The sequence below is a fragment of the Glaciibacter sp. 2TAF33 genome (assembly GCF_052114945.1).
In the GTDB taxonomy this organism is placed as follows: Bacteria; Actinomycetota; Actinomycetes; order Actinomycetales; family Microbacteriaceae; genus Cryobacterium.
The window spans coordinates 20,877-38,285 of the sequence record NZ_JBFRFS010000017.1 but is presented as its reverse complement, the minus strand read 5'-3'; the positions used below and the strand labels follow the sequence as shown (position 1 = coordinate 38,285).

Annotated in this window: 17 protein-coding genes; 15 read left to right on the top strand and 2 right to left on the bottom strand. The window is 68.8% G+C overall.

The genetic code is table 11. The annotated features are described in order from the left end of the window. Positions 1-29 precede the first annotated feature (29 nt). The 14 genes from murC (at position 30) to AB4Y94_RS16175 (ending at position 14,996) form a co-directional block, all read left to right on the top strand. Positions 30-1,439, top strand: coding sequence for a UDP-N-acetylmuramate--L-alanine ligase (gene murC, locus AB4Y94_RS16240; RefSeq protein WP_441729039.1), 1,410 nt, complete (start codon positions 30-32; stop codon positions 1,437-1,439). Positions 1,440-1,452: 13 nt separating this feature from the next. Further along, complete coding sequence (locus AB4Y94_RS16235) at positions 1,453-2,589, top strand: FtsQ-type POTRA domain-containing protein (RefSeq protein ID WP_441729038.1); 1,137 nt, start codon at positions 1,453-1,455, stop codon at positions 2,587-2,589. Positions 2,590-2,744: 155 nt separating this feature from the next. Beyond that, a complete protein-coding gene (ftsZ, locus tag AB4Y94_RS16230; protein ID WP_441729037.1) occupies positions 2,745-3,986 on the top strand; it encodes a cell division protein FtsZ in 1,242 nt (413 codons plus the stop codon). Between the two features lie 28 nt (positions 3,987-4,014). Then, the gene (locus tag AB4Y94_RS16225; protein ID WP_441729036.1) at positions 4,015-4,698 is read left to right on the top strand and encodes a YggS family pyridoxal phosphate-dependent enzyme; all 684 of its coding nucleotides are present in this window, start codon (positions 4,015-4,017) and stop codon (positions 4,696-4,698) included. A gap of 35 nt (positions 4,699-4,733) precedes the next feature. Next, positions 4,734-5,246 (top strand): cell division protein SepF, encoded by a 513-nt coding sequence (locus AB4Y94_RS16220; protein ID WP_441729035.1) that lies wholly within the window; start codon positions 4,734-4,736, stop codon positions 5,244-5,246. An 8-nt stretch (positions 5,247-5,254) separates the two neighbouring features. Beyond that, entirely contained in the window at positions 5,255-5,551 is a 297-nt protein-coding gene (locus tag AB4Y94_RS16215; protein ID WP_441729034.1) for a YggT family protein, read from the top strand. Between the two features lie 143 nt (positions 5,552-5,694). Beyond that, the gene (locus AB4Y94_RS16210; RefSeq protein ID WP_441729033.1) at positions 5,695-6,366 is read left to right on the top strand and encodes a DivIVA domain-containing protein; all 672 of its coding nucleotides are present in this window, start codon (positions 5,695-5,697) and stop codon (positions 6,364-6,366) included. Then, the gene (gene lspA / locus AB4Y94_RS16205; RefSeq protein ID WP_441729032.1) at positions 6,308-6,955 is read left to right on the top strand and encodes a signal peptidase II; all 648 of its coding nucleotides are present in this window, start codon (positions 6,308-6,310) and stop codon (positions 6,953-6,955) included. The genes AB4Y94_RS16210 and lspA overlap by 59 nt, the downstream gene beginning before the upstream one ends. Before the next feature lie 2 nt (positions 6,956-6,957). After that, a complete protein-coding gene (locus AB4Y94_RS16200) occupies positions 6,958-7,878 on the top strand; it encodes an RluA family pseudouridine synthase (protein ID WP_441729031.1) in 921 nt (306 codons plus the stop codon). A gap of 107 nt (positions 7,879-7,985) precedes the next feature. Next, positions 7,986-11,453, top strand: coding sequence for a DNA polymerase III subunit alpha (dnaE, locus tag AB4Y94_RS16195; protein ID WP_441729062.1), 3,468 nt, complete (start codon positions 7,986-7,988; stop codon positions 11,451-11,453). A 64-nt stretch (positions 11,454-11,517) separates the two neighbouring features. Beyond that, positions 11,518-12,057, top strand: a complete 540-nt coding sequence (locus tag AB4Y94_RS16190) for a GNAT family N-acetyltransferase (RefSeq protein WP_441729030.1) — start codon at positions 11,518-11,520, stop codon at positions 12,055-12,057. Between the two features lie 77 nt (positions 12,058-12,134). Further along, entirely contained in the window at positions 12,135-13,451 is a 1,317-nt protein-coding gene (hisD, locus tag AB4Y94_RS16185) for a histidinol dehydrogenase (protein WP_441729029.1), read from the top strand. A 12-nt stretch (positions 13,452-13,463) separates the two neighbouring features. After that, positions 13,464-13,946, top strand: a complete 483-nt coding sequence (gene nrdR / locus AB4Y94_RS16180; protein WP_441729028.1) for a transcriptional regulator NrdR — start codon at positions 13,464-13,466, stop codon at positions 13,944-13,946. Positions 13,947-13,955: 9 nt separating this feature from the next. Then, on the top strand, positions 13,956-14,996 hold the full coding sequence (locus tag AB4Y94_RS16175) for a quinone-dependent dihydroorotate dehydrogenase (RefSeq protein ID WP_441729026.1): 1,041 nt from the start codon (positions 13,956-13,958) through the stop codon (positions 14,994-14,996). A gap of 46 nt (positions 14,997-15,042) precedes the next feature. Here the strand turns inward: AB4Y94_RS16175 and AB4Y94_RS16170 are convergent, their stop codons facing one another. After that, on the bottom strand, positions 15,043-16,062 hold the full coding sequence (locus tag AB4Y94_RS16170) for an App1 family protein (protein WP_441729061.1): 1,020 nt from the start codon (positions 16,060-16,062) through the stop codon (positions 15,043-15,045). Positions 16,063-16,189: 127 nt separating this feature from the next. On the opposite strand from AB4Y94_RS16170, the gene AB4Y94_RS16165 reads away from it, so the two are divergent. Next, positions 16,190-16,903 carry a TetR family transcriptional regulator gene (locus tag AB4Y94_RS16165; protein WP_441729025.1) on the top strand — a complete coding sequence of 238 codons (714 nt, stop codon included), beginning with the start codon at positions 16,190-16,192 and terminating at the stop codon, positions 16,901-16,903. 40 nt (positions 16,904-16,943) lie between these two features. On the opposite strand, the gene AB4Y94_RS16160 is transcribed toward AB4Y94_RS16165, so the two are convergent. Beyond that, the gene (locus AB4Y94_RS16160; protein ID WP_441729024.1) at positions 16,944-17,363 is read right to left on the bottom strand and encodes a VOC family protein; all 420 of its coding nucleotides are present in this window, start codon (positions 17,361-17,363) and stop codon (positions 16,944-16,946) included. Positions 17,364-17,409 lie beyond the last annotated feature (46 nt).

Genomic DNA, 17,409 nt, shown 5'->3' with positions numbered 1-17,409 from the left:
AGATTCTGAACTACCGAGAAGAGCCCACCGTGATCAAGCCCGACCTCACCATGACCGTTCCCGACCAGCTCGGAGCGGTGCACTTCGTGGGCATCGGCGGGTCAGGAATGAGCGGAATCGCCCGGCTGTTCATCGACGCCGGGCACACCGTGACCGGCTCCGATGTGCGGGAGTCCGGCAACATCGACGCCCTGCGGAAGCTCGGCGCCCGCATCGCGATCGGCCACGACGCCGCCAACGTCGGTGACGCGGATGCGCTGATCGTCACCGGGGCGCTCTGGCAGGACAACCCCGAGTACGTGCTCGCCCTGCAGCGCGGCATCCCGGTGCTGCACCGCGCACAGGCCCTGGCCTGGCTGGTGCGGACTCACCGCCTGGTCGCCGTCGCCGGCGCACACGGCAAGACCACCTCCACCGGCATGATCATCACCGGCCTGCTCGGGCTCGGCCAGGACCCCAGCTTCGTCAACGGCGGAGTGATCGAGTCGCTCGGGGTCAGCGCCGCCAGCGGGAGCGACGACCTGTTCGTGGTCGAAGCCGACGAATCCGACGGCTCCTTCCTGCTCTACAACACCGCGGTTGCGCTGGTCACCAACGTGGACCCCGACCACCTCGACCACTACGGATCCCTCGAAGCCTTCGAAGCGGCCTTCGTCGAATTCGCCCGGAACGCCGGCGACCTCGTGGTCATCTCCTCCGACGACCCCGGCGCGGTGACGGTGACCGGCAAGCTGGACGCCGCAACCACCGGCACCCGGGTGCTGACGTTCGGCGAGGATCCCGCAGCCGACGTACGGCTGCACTCCGTCGTCACGGACGGCCCGGTGGGCTTCAGCGTCAGCTGGCAGGGGCACGACTACTCCACCCGCCTCCGGATCCCCGGCCGGCACAACGCCATCAATGCGGCGGGCGCCTTCGCCGTGCTGGTGGGGCTGGGCTTCGACCCGCAGGACTCGCTCACGGCGATCGCCGCCTTCGGCGGCACGCAGCGACGATTCGAACTGCACGGCACTGTCGGCGGCGTCAGCGTCTACGACGACTACGCCCATCACCCGACCGAGGTGGCTGCCGCCCTCGCCGCCGCGCGCACGGTCGTCGGGAACGGCCGGATCATCGCCGTGCACCAGCCGCACCTGTACAGCCGGACGCGGCTGTTCGCCCGCGAATTCGCCGACACGCTGGAGAAATACGCCGACCAGACCATCGTGCTCGACGTCTACGGCGCCCGGGAAGACCCGGAGCCGGGCGTGACCGGCGCGATCGTGGCCGACAAGTTCACCGACGCGTCGCACGTCGCATTCGTTCCCGACTGGCAGGAGGCCGCAGACTACCTGGCCACGATCGCCCGCGAGGGCGACTTCGTAGTCACCCTCGGCTGCGGTGACGTCTACCGGATTGTTCCCCAGCTGCTCGAATCGCTCACCAGGGCGCGCGGATGACCCGCAGCAGGTCATGAAGCGGCCACAGGGATTCGACCGCCCGGCGCGCCCGGTTCCGGCGGAGGAACGACCACCGGCGGGGAGGCCGGGCAAGCGGCAGCAGAAGCCCGGCGCATCCGTTCGCGGCTCCCAAGCGGCCACGAATCCAACCCGGGGAGCGAACACCGAGCCGACCACCGAGCCGATTCCGGTGCTGGGCTCCCCGGCACGCCTGCCCGGCACCATCGCGCCGGTGTCACCGCTTCGGCCCGGTGTGTCCGGTGCCGGGGCGAGCGCCGCTGCGTCGTCGTCCGGCCGGGGCGCCGCCACGCCGGACACCGACCCGGCCGCCGGCGCGCCGCTCTCCGACCCGTTCGGCGGGGCCGACCGACCGACGCCCGCCCGCGCCGCCGGCGAGGCCAGGGCCCAGTTCCGCGCCGCCCGGCGCGCCCGCAAACGCTACGAACGCGACGAGGTTCGCCGGTTCACCTGGCGCGCCCGCCGGCGGCGCCGGGCCTGGCTGGCCGGCATCGGGGTCGCGGCCGCACTGGCCCTGTTCACCGCCGTCGGGGCCTTCTCGCCGTTGATGGCGCTCCGCACCATCGAGGTCACCGGCGCCAGCCGGATCCCGGCCGAACAGGTGCAGGCCGCACTGGCCGACCAGCTCGGGACGCCGCTGCCGCTGCTGGACGCCGGAGCGATCAAGTCCGAGCTGGCCCGGTTCACCCTGATCCAAAGCTTCGTCACCGAGGCCCGGCCGCCCGGTACCCTCGTGGTGCGGATCGTCGAACGCCAGCCGGTCGGTGTCATCCCCTCACCGGCGGGCTTCGATCTCGTCGACGCCGCAGGCGTGGTCATCCAGAGCACCCCTGAGCGCCCGGAGGGCTACCCGGCGCTCGACGCCGGAGGAGTCGGCAGCCCGGGATTCCGCGCGGCCGCCGAGGTCGTCAGCGCGCTGCCGGACAGCATCCGCTCACAGCTGGCCAGCGTGACCGCCGCCACGACCGACGACGTCACGCTGAGTCTCACCGGTGGCGCCCGGGTGGTGTGGGGGAGTGCGGAGAAGTCGGACTACAAGGCGGTCGTCCTCGGCGCGCTGATGGTCGGGCACCCGGTCGGCAGCGTCGACGAATACGACGTCTCGTCGCCCGACAGCGCCGTACTCCGCTAGCCCCCTGATCGCGTGAACTGGGGGCGTTCTTCGCGACACGCGGGCGCGCCTCCCCAAGCGATGGGCAGTCGCGCCTAACTTCGGAATCAGGAATTGCATACTCAGCATAACTTTATACCTCAACTAGAGGTTTAGGGTTCCACCGGAGGCCGGACGTGTCAACTAACCAGAACTACCTAGCCGTGATCAAGGTCGTCGGAATCGGCGGCGGCGGCGTCAATGCCGTCAACCGAATGATTGAACTCGGTCTCCGCGGAGTCGAGTTCATCGCCATCAATACGGATGCCCAGGCACTGTTGATGAGCGATGCCGACGTCAAGCTCGACGTCGGCCGTGATCTCACCCGGGGCCTCGGCGCCGGTGCGGACCCCGAAGTGGGCCGTCGCGCCGCCGAGGACCACGCCGAAGAGATCGAAGAAGCGCTGGCCGGGGCCGACATGGTCTTCGTCACCGCCGGCGAGGGGGGTGGCACCGGGACCGGTGGCGCACCCGTCGTCGCCCGGATCGCCAAGTCCATCGGCGCCCTCACCATCGGTGTGGTCACCAAGCCGTTCGGCTTCGAAGGCAAGCGTCGCCAGGCCCAGGCCGAGACCGGCGTGGCGACCCTGAAGAACGAGGTCGACACCCTCATCGTCGTGCCGAACGACCGTCTGCTGGAAATCAGCGACCGCGGAATCAGCATGCTCGAGGCATTCTCCACCGCCGACCAGGTGCTGCTCGCCGGTGTCCAGGGCATCACGGACCTGATCACCACCCCCGGCCTGATCAACCTCGACTTCGCCGACGTCAAGTCGGTCATGCAGGGCGCCGGATCCGCGCTGATGGGCATCGGCTCGTCGCGTGGCGCCGACCGTGCCATCAAGGCGGCCGAACTGGCCGTGGCCTCCCCGCTGCTGGAAGCGTCGATCGACGGTGCGCACGGTGTGCTGCTCTCGATCCAGGGCGGGTCGAACCTCGGAATCTTCGAGATCAACGACGCGGCACGCCTGGTGCAGGAAGCGGTGCACCCGGAGGCGAACATCATCTTCGGTGCTGTGATCGACGACACCCTCGGCGACGAGGTTCGCGTGACCGTGATCGCCGCCGGCTTCGACGGCGGGGAACCCGGCGCCAAGCCGGTCGAGGTGCGCCGTGCCGACCTGGTGGCAGCGGGAATCGCCGCGGGCGCCAGCTCTGCCGCTGCATCGCTCGGTGGCTCACCAGTCGGTGGCTCATCAGCCGGTGGCTCGTCTCTCGGCAGCCTGAGCGATCCGGGCGTCGGGGCGTACGAGGCTCCGGCAGCGACCGACACCTCGGTCTGGCAGTCCGTTGACTCCGGAGCCGGAGACGCCATCGTGGCCGACCCCGCCTTCGAAGACGAGTCTGACGACCTCGACATCCCCGACTTCCTCAAGTAGAAGGCCGCGCGCCCGAGCGCTGACAGCTATGACGACGACCTCCCCGAGCCTGGCCGAGCGCCTCGAATTCGTGCGCACCGGCATTGCCGACGCCGCACGGCGAGCCGACCGCGACCCCGGCGCGATCACAACCGTTGTGGTGACGAAATTCCACCCGGCGTCGCTGGTCAGGGACTTGGCCGACCTCGGCGTGCGCGACATCGGGGAGAACCGGCACCAGGAGGCGCAGTCCAAAGCCGCCGAACTGGCCGACCTCGACCTCACCTGGCATTTCGTCGGCCAGGTGCAGGGTAAGAAGGCCAGGGCGGTGCGCGGCTACGCGAACGTGATCCACTCGGTGGACCGCGAATCGCTGGTGAGCGCGCTCGGCTCTGAGCAGTCGGTCATCGACTGCTTCGTCCAGGTCAACCTCACCGACGACCCGGAGCGCGGGGGAGTACGCCCCGACCTGCTGGAGCCGCTGGTGGAGAGCGTCCTGGCCACAGCAGGGCTCCGGCTGCTCGGCCTGATGGCTGTTGCGCCCCTCGGCGAGGAACCGCGCGCGGCCTTCGCCCGGGTACGCGGACTCTCCGACGGCATCCGTCGGCTGTCACCGTCGTCCACCGCGCTGTCGATGGGGATGTCGCAGGATTACCCGGCTGCCGTCCTCGAAGGGGCGACACACCTACGAATTGGCACCGCAATCACCGGGAATCGCCCGGTGCGCAGTTAATCTCAAAGAGAAGCATCACCAACACGGAGGTCGAGATGTCCAACCCGCTCAAGAAAACCATGGTCTACCTGGGTCTGGCAGACGAAGAGCTGGAGTACGAGGTTCCCGCTGAGGCAGCGCCGGCCGCCGAGCGCGGCGGGGACCACCAGGGCCGCGCAGCGTCGCCCGCCTCCGCTCACAGTGCGCCGTCGCACTCCAATGGACCCGCGCCGGTGACGCCGCTGCGGAAGACCGCTACCCCGAAGAATGTGGCTGCTTCAGACATGAATGAAATCCTCACGGTTCACCCCCGCCAGTACCGCGACGCCCAGGTGATCGCCGAGTCGTTCCGCGACGGGATCCCGGTCATCATCAACCTGTCCCAGATGAGCGACGCCGATGCGCGCCGCCTGATCGACTTCGCCAGCGGCCTGTCGCAGGGCCTGTACGGCAAGATCGAGCGGGTCACCGCAAAGGTATTCCTCCTCTCGCCGTCCCACGTCGTGGTGTCCGGGGAGAACGGTGACGGTGAATCCGATGCTGAGGCTTCGTTCTTCGCTCAGTCATAATCGATAGCGTGTTCCTCGTCTCGCTGATCGCAAGCATCCTCTATTACGCCCTCCTGCTTTATTTCTTTGTCATGTGGGGGCGATTCATCCTCGACCTGGTGCAATCGGTGAATCGCTCCTGGCGCCCGAGCGGTGCCGGGCTGGTCGCGGCATCCGCCGTGTACAGCCTCACCGACCCGCCGGTGAGGTTCTTCCGACGGGTCATGCCGCGGTTGTCGATCGGCCCGGTCGCGTTCGACTTCGGCTGGAGCCTCACCATGCTGTGCGTCATCATCGGCCTGTGGATCACCGCACTTTTCAGGTAGCGCCCGCCGCTTCGCCCCAGGTCGGCATGTATCCTTGACCGATAACGCTGCTGGGCACGCAGGTCAGAACACCAGTCTGGCTTTGCTAGCGTTAGCTGAACGTTTATCTCTGTTCATAACTCGAGTTCTAAGGGTGGAAAGCCATGGCGCTAACTCCGGAAGATGTAGTCAACAAGCGGTTCCAGTCGACCAAGTTCCGTGAGGGATACGATCAGGATGAAGTCGATGACTTCCTCGATGAGGTCGTTGTCGAACTGCGTCGCCTGAACCAGGAAAACGAGGAACTGCGCGCACAGCTCGCCTCCGGCGGCACCGCGTCAGCCGAGTCGTCCCGCGCCGCAGAGCCGGCCGCCGTGGCGGAAACGGTGAAGACCCCCGAGGTCGTCGCCGCCCCGGAGCCCGCAGCACCCGTTGCAGCGGCCCCCGCGCCGGTCGCAGCCCCCGTCGTGGAGTCGGCCGACGAGACCGCCGGCACCACGAACCTGCTGCAGCTGGCTCGCCGCCTGCACGAAGAGCACGTCAAGGAAGGCGCTGAGAAGCGCGACGCCCTGATCGCGGAAGGCCACGCCACGGCAGCCCGTGTCGTCGCCGAGGCCGAGGCGAAGCAGCGTGCGCAGATCAACGCCCTCGACGCCGAGCGATCGGGACTCGAGAAGAAGATCGAGGAGCTCCGCACCTTCGAGCGCGAATACCGCCAGAAGCTGAAGAGCTACATTGAAGGCCAGTTGCGCGACCTCGACGCCGCGTCGCCGGTCGGTGCAGGGTCCGGCTCGGGGAACTCCCCGAAGTCGAGCTTCCAGGGCTTTGGCGCGTAGGGCACGAACGAAGGTCCGCACTGGCGCGCTTCTCGTTCTGGCCTTTGTCGCCCTGGGCGTGTACGCGCTTGACCAACTCAGCAAATTCCTCGTCGTCAGCAACCTGACCGAGGGTGACGTGGTCCGGGTTCTGGACGATGTGCTTCAGTTGCACTTCGTTCGGAACCCGGGCGCCGCGTTCTCGCTCGCGAGCGGCATGACCTGGATCTTCTCGATCATCGCCACCGCGGTGGTGGTGTTCATCATCTGGTTTGCGCGTCGCATCCGCTCACTGGCCTGGGCCACGGTCTTCGGACTGCTCCTGGGCGGCGTGCTCGGCAACCTCACCGACCGGTTCGTGCGGGAGCCGAGTTTCGGCCTGGGGCACGTGGTGGACTTCATCTCGACGCCGTGGCTGATCCCGGCTATCTACAACGTGTCGGACATGTGCATCGTGTCGAGCATGGTGATCTTCATGATCCTCACCATCCGGGGCATCGGACTGGACGGCAAGCGCACCACCGGCAAGCCGGTTCCCGAGACCGCCGACGCCGGGCCCGGCGAATCGTCGGCAGGCACACCGCCCGCACCGACCCCGCCGGCCGGCTGAGCATGGAGACCCGTTCCCTCCCGCTGCCCGACGGGCTCGACGGCGTTCGCGTCGACGCCGGCATCGCCAAGCTGCTCGGCTTCTCCCGCAGTTTCGCCGCAGAGGTCGCCGAAGGCGGCGGCGTGACCCTCGACGGCGCTCCGGCCGGCAAGAGCGACCGGCTGCGCGCCGGCGGCTGGCTCGAAGTGAGCTGGCAGCCCAAGGAAGAGGTGCGGATCGTCCCGATCCCGGTTCCGGACCTCGCGATCGTGCACGACGACGAGAGCATCGTCGTGGTCGACAAACCGGCTGGCGTCGCCGCTCACCCGAGCGTCGGCTGGACCGGCCCCACCGTGGTCGGCGCCCTCGCCGCCTCCGGGTACCGCATCGCCACCTCCGGCGCTGCGGAACGCGCGGGCGTCGTCCACCGGCTCGACGTCGGCACCAGCGGCCTGATGGTCGTTGCGAAGTCCGAGACGGCGTACACCGCGCTCAAACGCGCCTTCCACGACCGGGAAGTGGAGAAGATCTACCACGCGGTCGTGCAGGGGCACCCCGACCCGCTGGCCGGCACCATTGACGCGCCGATCGGACGGCACCCCCGCGCGGACTGGAAGTTCGCGGTGATCGCGGACGGCAAGCACTCGGTCACCCACTACGAAACACTGGAAGCGTTCCCGTACGCCTCCCTGCTGGAGGTGCACCTGGAGACCGGGCGCACCCACCAGATCCGGGTGCACATGGCCGCCCAGCGGCATCCGTGCGTCGGGGACGCCATGTACGGCGCCGACCCCACCATCTCCGCCCGGCTCGGCCTCACCCGGCAGTGGCTGCACGCCAAACAGCTGGCGTTCGCGCACCCGGACACCGGGGCCTGGGTCACGTTCACCACTGAATACCCGACAGACCTCGCGCACGCCTTGAATGTCCTCCGCGGCGATTAGGCTGGTTCTGTCCGTCCCTCGCACCATCGGAGCAGTCGTTGTCCACACCGTCCTCGTCCACATCGACTGATTCGTTCGTCCACCTGCACGTGCACAGCGAGTACTCCATGCTCGACGGTGCGGCACGAGTGAAACCCCTGATCGCTGCGGCGGTGGAACAGGGGATGCCCGCGGTCGCGGTGACCGACCACGGGAACGTTTTCGGGGCGTTCGACTTCTGGAAAACCGCGACGGATGCCGGGATCAAGCCGATCATCGGCACCGAGGCATACATCACCCCCGGCACCCACCGGGGCGACAAGACCCGGGTGCGCTGGGGGACCAGCGGCGAGGGCCGCGACGACGTCGGCGGCAGCGGCGCATACACCCACATGACGCTGCTCTCGGAGAACACCGAGGGCATGCACAACCTGTTCCGGCTGTCCTCCCGGGCCTCGCTCGAGGGATACTACTTCAAGCCGCGGATGGACCGCGAACTGCTGGCCCAGTACTCCACCGGCCTGATCGCCACCACCGGGTGCGCCGGCGGCGAGGTGCAGACGCGGCTGCGGCTCGGGCAGTACGACGAGGCGAAGAAGGCCGCGGCCGAGTTCCGCGATATCTTCGGCGCCGAGAACTACTTCTGCGAAGTCATGGACCACGGCATCGACGTGGAGCGCCGCACCATGAGCGACCTGCTGCGGCTGGCGAAGGAGCTGGGCCTGCCGCTGGTCGCCACCAACGACCTGCACTACACCCACGCCCACGACGCCACCGCCCACGCGGCGCTGTTGTGCGTGCAGTCCGCGTCCACCCTCGACGACCCCAACCGGTTCAAGTTCGACTCCGACGAGTTCTACCTGAAGACCGCGGCCCAGATGCGCCACCTGTTCCGCGACCACCCGGAGGCATGCGACAACACCCTCCTCATCGCCGAGCGCTGCGAGGTCGCGTTCAACACCCATGCCAACTACATGCCGCGTTTCCCCGTGCCGGAGGGGGAGAACGAGGAGACCTGGTTCATCAAGGAGGTCGAGGCCGGCCTGGTCAAGCGCTACCCCAACGGCATCTCGGCGGACGTCCGCAAACAGGCGGACTACGAAGTCGGCGTGATCACCCAGATGGGCTTCCCCGGCTACTTCCTCGTCGTCGCCGACTTCATCAACTGGTCGAAGGCGAACGGCATCCGGGTCGGTCCCGGCCGCGGCTCCGGCGCCGGATCGATGGCCGCGTACGCGATGGGCATCACCGACCTCGACCCGCTCCGCCACGGCCTCATCTTCGAGCGTTTCCTCAACCCGGACCGGGTCTCCATGCCCGACTTCGACGTCGACTTCGACGAGCGTCGGCGCGGCGAAGTCATCCGCTACGTCACCGACAAGTACGGCGACGAGCGGGTGGCCCAGATCGTCACCTACGGCACGATCAAGGCCAAGCAGGCGCTCAAGGACTCCTCGCGGGTGCTCGGCTTCCCCTTCGGCATGGGCGACAAGCTCACCAAGGCGATGCCGCCGGCGATCATGGGCAAGGACGTGCCGCTCACCGGCATGTTCGACAAGGACCACCCGCGCTACCGCGAGGCGGTCGACTTCCGGGCCGTGATCGAAACGGATGCCGAGGCGCGCACGGTTTTCGACACCGCCCTGGGCATCGAGAACCTCAAGCGGCAGTGGGGCGTCCACGCCGCCGGCGTGATCATGTCCAGCGACCCGCTGATCGACATCATCCCGATCATGAAGCGGGAGCAGGACGGCCAGATCGTCACCCAGTTCGACTACCCGGCCTGCGAGGCACTCGGGCTGATCAAGATGGACTTCCTCGGGCTTCGAAACCTCACCATCATCGACGACGCCCTCGACAACATCGAGGCCAACCGCGGCCACCGGCCGATACTGGAAGACCTCGAGCTCGACGACCCGCTCGCCTACGAGCTGCTCGCCCGCGGCGACACCCTCGGCGTGTTCCAGCTCGACGGCGGGCCGATGCGCGCGCTGCTGCGCTCGATGAAGCCCGACAATTTCGAAGACATCTCCGCCGTCATCGCGCTGTACCGGCCCGGCCCGATGGGCGCGAACTCGCACACCAACTACGCGCTGCGGAAGACCGGCCAGCAGGAGATCACGCCGATCCACGCCGAGCTCGAGGAACCGCTGAAAGACATCATCGGCGGCACCTACGGCCTGATCGTGTACCAGGAGCAGGTGATGTCGATCGCGCAGAAGCTGGCCGGCTTCTCGCTCGGCCAGGCCGACCTGCTGCGCCGCGCGATGGGCAAGAAAAAGAAATCGGAGCTCGACAAGCAGTTCGAGGGCTTCTCGGCGGGCATGCACGCCAACGGCTACTCTGCGGAGGCCGTGAAGACGATCTGGGACATCCTGCTTCCCTTCTCCGACTACGCGTTCAACAAGGCGCACTCCGCCGCGTACGGTGTGCTGTCGTACTGGACCGCCTACCTCAAGGCCCACTACCCGTCCGAGTACATGGCGGCACTCCTGACCAGCGTCGGCGACGCCAGGGACAAGCTCGCGATCTACCTCAACGAGTGCCGCAGAATGGGTATCCAGGTGCTGCCGCCCGACGTGAACGAGTCCATCGGCTTCTTCGCGGCCGTCGGCACCGACATCCGCTTCGGCCTGGGCGCGGTGCGGAACGTGGGCTTCAACGTGGTGGACGCGATCCGCGCCGCGCGCGAGGCGAAGGGACGCTTCGAGTCCTTCCACGACTTCCTGCGCAAGGTACCGCTGCAGGTCACCAACAAGCGCACCATCGAGTCCCTGGTCAAGGCCGGGGCGTTCGACTCCCTCGGCGCCACCCGGCGGGCGATGGTGGAGATCCACGAGGGCGCCGTCGATTCGGCCGTGAAGATCAAGCGCGACGAGGCCCACGGCAACGTCGGCTTCGACTTCGACAGCCTGTTCGACGAGCCACAGGGAGCCGAGCGGGTGCCGGACCGGCCGGAGTGGTCGAAGAAAGAGAAGCTCGCATTCGAGCGCGACATGCTCGGGCTCTACGTCTCCGATCACCCGCTGGCCGGGCTGGAGATCCCGCTGGCCAAACACGCCAGCACCACCATCGCCGACCTGATCGCCTCCGAGTCGACCCAGGACGGCGACACCGTCACCATCGCCGGACTGATCACGAGCGTGCAGCACCGGGTGGCGAAGAAGTCGGGCAACCAGTACGGGATGATCCAGGTCGAGGACTTCAGCGGCGAGATCACCGCCATGTTCATGGGGAAGGCGTACACCGAGTTCGCCCCGGCGCTGGTCAACGACTCCATCGTGGTGGTGCGCGGCCGGGTGAGCCTGCGCGACGACGGGATGAACCTGCACGCCTTCAGCGTCTTCGCGCCGGAGCTCGGCCAGGCGTCTGACACCGGGACCCTGGCGATCACGCTGTTCGAGTCCCGGGCCACGACCAACACCGTCCAGGCCCTGGGTGATGTGCTGATCCGCCACAGCGGCTCGTCCGAGGTGCGGCTGAAACTGGTGAAGGGCGACTCGGCGCGGGTGTTCGAGCTGCCGTACCAGGTCAGGGTGAGCGCCGACCTGTTCGGCGAACTGAAAAGCCTCCTCGGGCCGTACTGCCTGAGCTGAGCATGAGGATGGCGCCGGCGGGGATATCCGCGCGGAAAGTCGGTTCCGGTGCCATTCTGGTGCCATGACCGACCTGGTTCCCCGAGCCGAGCGCCGCACCGCACGGCTGATCCTCCGGCGCCCGACCCCCGGCGACATTGACGCCCTGTTCGCCATCCACGCCGACCCTGCCACCAACGTGTTCAACGCCGGGGGGCCCATGACGGGCATCGAGCAGGCCGCGCGCCGGTTCCGCGACTGGGACCACCAGTGGCAGGGCCACGGCTTCGGCTACTGGGCGGTCGTCGAGATCACGGATGCCGACGGTCCGGTGATCGGGTTCGCCGGCATCCGCTACGGCGGCTGGCGACAGCGCACCGTGCTGAACCTGTACTACCGGTTCACGCCGTCGGTGTGGTGCCGCGGCTTCGCAGCCGAGGCGGCCAGGGAGGCCGTCGACCTGTGGGCGGCCGGGCTCACCGCCGACCCCATCGTGGCGTACACCACCCCCGACAACGTTCCCTCCCAGCGCACCGCGCTCAAAGCGGGGCTGGAACGACGGCCTGACCTGGACACCCACGACGGAACGGGCCCGGCGACGGTCTTCGCGCTCGGCTGGGAGTAGGGGCCGGAGGGGACCCGTCGCGGCCGCCGGGTTGCCCTACACGGCGGGGGAGGCGTGACGGCTAGGCTGGTCTGGCGATGATCCAGACCATAGACCTCAGGGGCAGCCGGCTCAGCCCGGCCGAACTCCTTGCCACTGTTCCCCGCGCCCGCACCGACGTCCGAGTGGCCAGCGACGTCGCGGCCGAGCTGATCGCCGACGTGCGCGCGCGGGGGGAACTCGCCCTGCTCGACCAGTCCGAGCGCCTCGACCGGGTTCGGCCCGAGCACCTGAGGGTGCCCGCCGGCGACATCGCGGAGGCGGTTGAGAAGCTGGACCCGGCCGTGCGCACGGCGATCGAGGAGACCATCCGCCGGGTGCGGCTGGCCAGCGCCGCCCAGGTTCCGCCGCGCGTCACCACGACGGTCGCCGACGGCGCCGAGATCACCCAGCGCTGGCAGCCGATCAACCGGGTCGGCCTGTACGTTCCGGGCGGCAAGGCCGTCTACCCCTCCAGTGTCGTGATGAACGTGGTGCCGGCCCAGGTCGCCGGCGTCACCTCGATCGCCCTGGCCTCGCCGCCGCAGAGTCAATTCGGCGGCCGGGTGCACCCCACCATCCTGGCCGTGGCCGGGCTCCTCGGCGTCGACGAGATCTACGCCATGGGCGGCGCCGGCGCCATCGGCGCCTTCGCATACGGGGTGGCCGGTATCGGCCTCGACCCGGTGCAGTTGGTGACCGGCCCCGGCAACGTCTACGTCGCGGCGGCCAAGCGCCTGGTCCGCGGGGTGACCGGCATCGACGCCGAGGCCGGGCCGACAGACATCCTGGTGATCGCGGATGCCGCGGCCGACCCGGTGTTGGTCGCCGCTGACCTGGTCAGCCAGGCCGAACACGACGAACTGGCCGCCGCGGTTTTGGTCACCGATTCGCAGCAGCTCGCCGACGCGGTGGAATCACGCCTGGGCGAGCTTGCCGCATCGACCACCCACAGCATCCGTGTGAGCGCATCGCTCGGCGGCACCCAGTCCGCCATCGTGCTCGTCGACGACCTCGCCCAGGCCGCGGCGTTCAGCAACGCGTTCGGCCCTGAACACCTCGAGATCCAGACCGATCAACCGGATGCCGTGCTCGCGTCGATCGAGAACGCCGGCGCCATCTTCCTCGGCCCATACGCGCCGGTGAGCCTCGGCGACTATGCGGCGGGGTCGAACCACGTGCTGCCCACCGGGGGACAGGCGCGATTCTCCTCCGGTCTCGGCGCGTACACCTTCCTCCGCCCGCAGCAGGTGGTCCGGTACAGCAGGGACGCGCTGCAGGAGGTGGCCGGCCACATCGCTGCCCTGTCCGCTGCGGAGGCGCTGCCGGCCCACGGCGACGCTGTCACGGCCCGGTTCGACAACCCCGCACGGTAGGCTGGAGCCACAATGTTCTGCCCGTTCTGCCGCCACCCGGACTCGCGGGTCATCGATTCGCGCACCAGCGACGACGGCCTCTCGATTCGCCGCCGCCGGCAGTGCCCGGAATGCGGACGCCGGTTCAGCACCACGGAGACCGCGAGCCTGAACATCATCAAGCGCAGCGGCGTGGTCGAACCGTTCAGCCGGGAGAAGATCGTCTCCGGTGTGCGGAAAGCCTGCCAGGGCCGGCCGGTCAGCGACGCCGATCTCGCCCTGCTCGCCCAAAAAGTCGAGGAGACCATCCGCCAGACCGGCGCCTCCCAGGTCGACGCCAATGACATCGGACTGGCCATCCTGTCGCCGCTGCGGGAACTCGACGAGGTCGCGTTCCTCCGTTTCGCCAGCGTCTACCAGGCGTTCGACTCGCTGGAGGACTTCGAGACCGCGATCACGCAACTGCGCTCCGGGCGCACCGCGGAATCATCGGCCTCCACCAGGTCAGAGCTGTAGCCCGCCGGGATGTACCGCTTCTTCTTCACCACCGTGCTGTCCCGGCTAGACCCGGAGCGCGCCCACCACCTCGCCTTCGATGTGATCCGGGCCCTGCCCGCGCTCGGCGTCGGCCGCCTGGTGCACCGCGTCACCCGGCCCCGCACCGACCTCAGCGTGCGGGCGCTGGGACTCACCTTCCCGTCGCCGTTCGGCCTGGCCGCCGGATTCGACAAGGACGGCAAGGCCGTGATCGGCCTCGGGCGGCTCGGCTTCGGCCATGTCGAGGTCGGCACCCTCACCGCGCTCAGCCAGCCCGGCAACCCGAAGCCGCGACTGTTCCGGCTGGTACCGGACCGCGCGGTGATCAACCGGATGGGATTCAACAATGGCGGTGCCGCCGCCGCCGTGGCCCGGCTGGCACGGGTGCGCGAGGTACCGGACCGGCCGGTGCTCGGCATCAACATCGGCAAGAGCCGGGTCGTCGACGTCGCCGACGCGGCCGCCGACTACCTCGCCAGCACGGCGGTCCTCGCCCCGCTGGCCGACTACCTGGTCGTCAACGTCAGCTCGCCGAACACCCCCGGCCTCCGCGGCCTGCAGGAACTCGACCAGCTCGCGCCGTTGCTCGAATCGGTCAAGCGCGCGGCCGGCACGACGCCACTGCTGGTGAAGATCGCCCCCGACCTCAGCGACGAGCAGGTGAGCCGCATCGCCGAGCTGGTCGTGCGACTCGGGCTGGACGGGATCATCGCCACCAACACCACCCTCTCGCGCTCCGACCTGGCGACGGATGCCGCCACCATCGACGCCGCCGGCGCCGGCGGGCTCTCCGGGGCGCCACTGGCCGCGCGTTCCCTCGCCGTCCTGCGGCTCATCCGCGCGAGCGTGCCGCCGGACCTGTGCGTCATCTCGGTCGGCGGCGTCGAAACCGCCGAACAGGTCGCCGAGCGCCTTGCCGCCGGCGCCACCCTGGTGCAGGGCTACACCGCGTTCCTCTACCTCGGGCCGCTCTGGGCCCGGCAGGTGAACCGCGGCCTCGACCGCCTGCTCGCCCGCCGCGCCGCCTGACCCGGACGGAGTCGGCAACCGGCGAGTGGCATCCGCTGTCTCGCGGTCAGAGAATGCCGAGCGCCGCCAGCTGGTCGGCGATCACGGAACCGTCCGGCCCGTAGACCCAGGGCGAGTCCGGCGTGCCGCGGGCCTCATCCTTGGACCGCCCGCCGGCCAGGACGGCCTCCCCGGGAGACAACTGCCGGATCGCGACGGCGGCCACGCTCCCCGGGTAGTCGGCCTGGAACTCGCTGTAGATGGCTTCATCGTGCTGGCCGTCGTCTCCGATGAGGATCCAGCGCACGTCGGGGAACTCCTCGGCGAGGCGCCGCAGGTTCGCCCGCTTGTGGTCGAGCCCGCTGCGGAACCAGCGGTCATGGGTGGGCCCCCAGTCGGTGAGCAGGAGGGCGCCGTCCGGATAGAGGTTGCGGGACAGGAACCGGGTCAGGGTGGGTGCCACATTCCAGGCTCCGGTGGAGAGGTAGATCATCGGCGCACCGGGCACGGTGGAGGCAAGGCGCTCGAGCAGCACCGCCATCCCGGGGGTCGGCACCCTGGCATGCTCGTCGAGCACGAACGTATTCCAGGCCGCCAGCAGCGGGCGGGGGAGGGCCGTGACCATGACGGTGTCGTCGACGTCGGAGATGATGCCCCGTTGAACCCCGGGCGGGACCACGAAGATCGGCGCGTCGACCGGGTCGGAGTTCTCGGTGTGCAAGCGGATGACGTGCCGGCCGGGTTGCATGGACGCGCTCACGACGGTGTCGACGACGCCTCCGCGGTCTGCCTGCACCCGGTGTTGCCGGCCGTTGATCTCGATGGTGACGGTGACGTCGTTCACCGGGACGCTGGTGAAGCTGCGCCATCCCCGGATCCCGGCGTCGCGCGCCGCGGCTTTCGCCTTCGTGCGCGCCGAGCCGCCCGGTTTGTCGGGCTTGGTCAGCAGGACGCGACAGAGGATGCGCACCCACTCGGTGGACCCGTATCCGGCGTAGGGAATGATCACCGGCACGTGGCCGCGGCGGCGGGCGAAACGCTCCCGACGGTCATGCAGCCAGTCTTCGATACGCGCCGCACGGTGCATGATTCGCGCGGGAGCGGCCCCGGTCGGCGAAACGTCTGCGGACTCTGGCACCCCCCCAGTCTGTCACGCCCTGGCCGGAGCGCCGTCCGGTGGCGGCGGATGGCCCGCCGCCCGATAGAATCGACACTTGACTTCAGGAGGAACTTTGTCGCTTGACGATGTATTCGGGTCCGATTCTGACGCCTCGGGACAGATTCGCACCGAACCCGTCCAGCAGCGCAGTGCTGACAGGTTGACGACCCTGCTTGACGCCGCTGCCGCGGTGGTCGATGAAGTCGGATTCGACCGGATCACCACAGCGATGATCGCCGAGCGGGCGGGCGCATCCATCGGCACCGTCTACCGCTACTACCCTGACCGCGTTGCCGTGCTGCACGGGCTCCGGGAGCGGGCGGTCCAGCGTTTCCGCGCCCGGGTCTCCGATGAGCTGAAGGCCCGCGCACCGGAGAACTGGTGGGACGCCGTCGACTGCGCCGTCACGGCCTTCGTCGGCCTCTACCGCTCGGAGCCCGGTTTCCGCATCATGCATTTCGCCGATCGCGAGCGCACCGCGTTGGATGAAACCGGCGGGCTTGATGCATCGAACGAGCTCGAGTACGGCTTCTTCGCGAAGCGGATGGCCGACGTACTGGCCGAGGAATTCGGCCTCCCCGGCGGTCCTGACCTCGCGTTCCGCCTGGAAGTGGCCGTCGAGATGGCGGACGCGCTGCTGTCGCGGGCGTTCTACTCCGACCCGCGGGGCGACGAGCGGTTCATCACCGAGTGCCGCCACATCGTGCACGACTACCTCGTCGGCTATTACGGCCCGAGTTCCAGCCCCACCGCGCCAGAACGAGCCTGAGCGGTATGGTCCTGCGCGGTCCTCGCCTGCGCGGTCTGGCTCAGGCTTCCCGGCAGAGGCAGAACGGATGCCCCACCGGGTCGAGGTAGACGCGGAAGCTGTCCCGCAGCCCGTCGGGTGTGTCCGGTCGCGGCAGTCCGGTCTTCGTGGCCCCGGCCGCGAGCACAGCCGTCTCAGCGGTGTCCAGCACCGGTACGTCGATGTCGAGGTGCGACTGCTGCGGCACCGTATTGTCCGGCCAGGTCGGCGGGATGAAGTCCGGCGCCCGCTGGAACGCCATCCCGGTGCTCCGGCGGCGGTCGTCTCCCGGCGGCCGGATGGTCGCCCAGGAATCATCCGAGTCCGGTTCGAGCAGCCAGCCGAGGATGGTGGCGTAGAACGCGGCCAGGTCCCGTGGTTCCGGGCAGTCCAGTACGACCAGGTCGAGCCGGCCGACGCCGACCGGTGCGAGGTTATCCATGCGCGGGAGCCTACCCCGGGATCGAGATCACGGTCTCGTATTATTT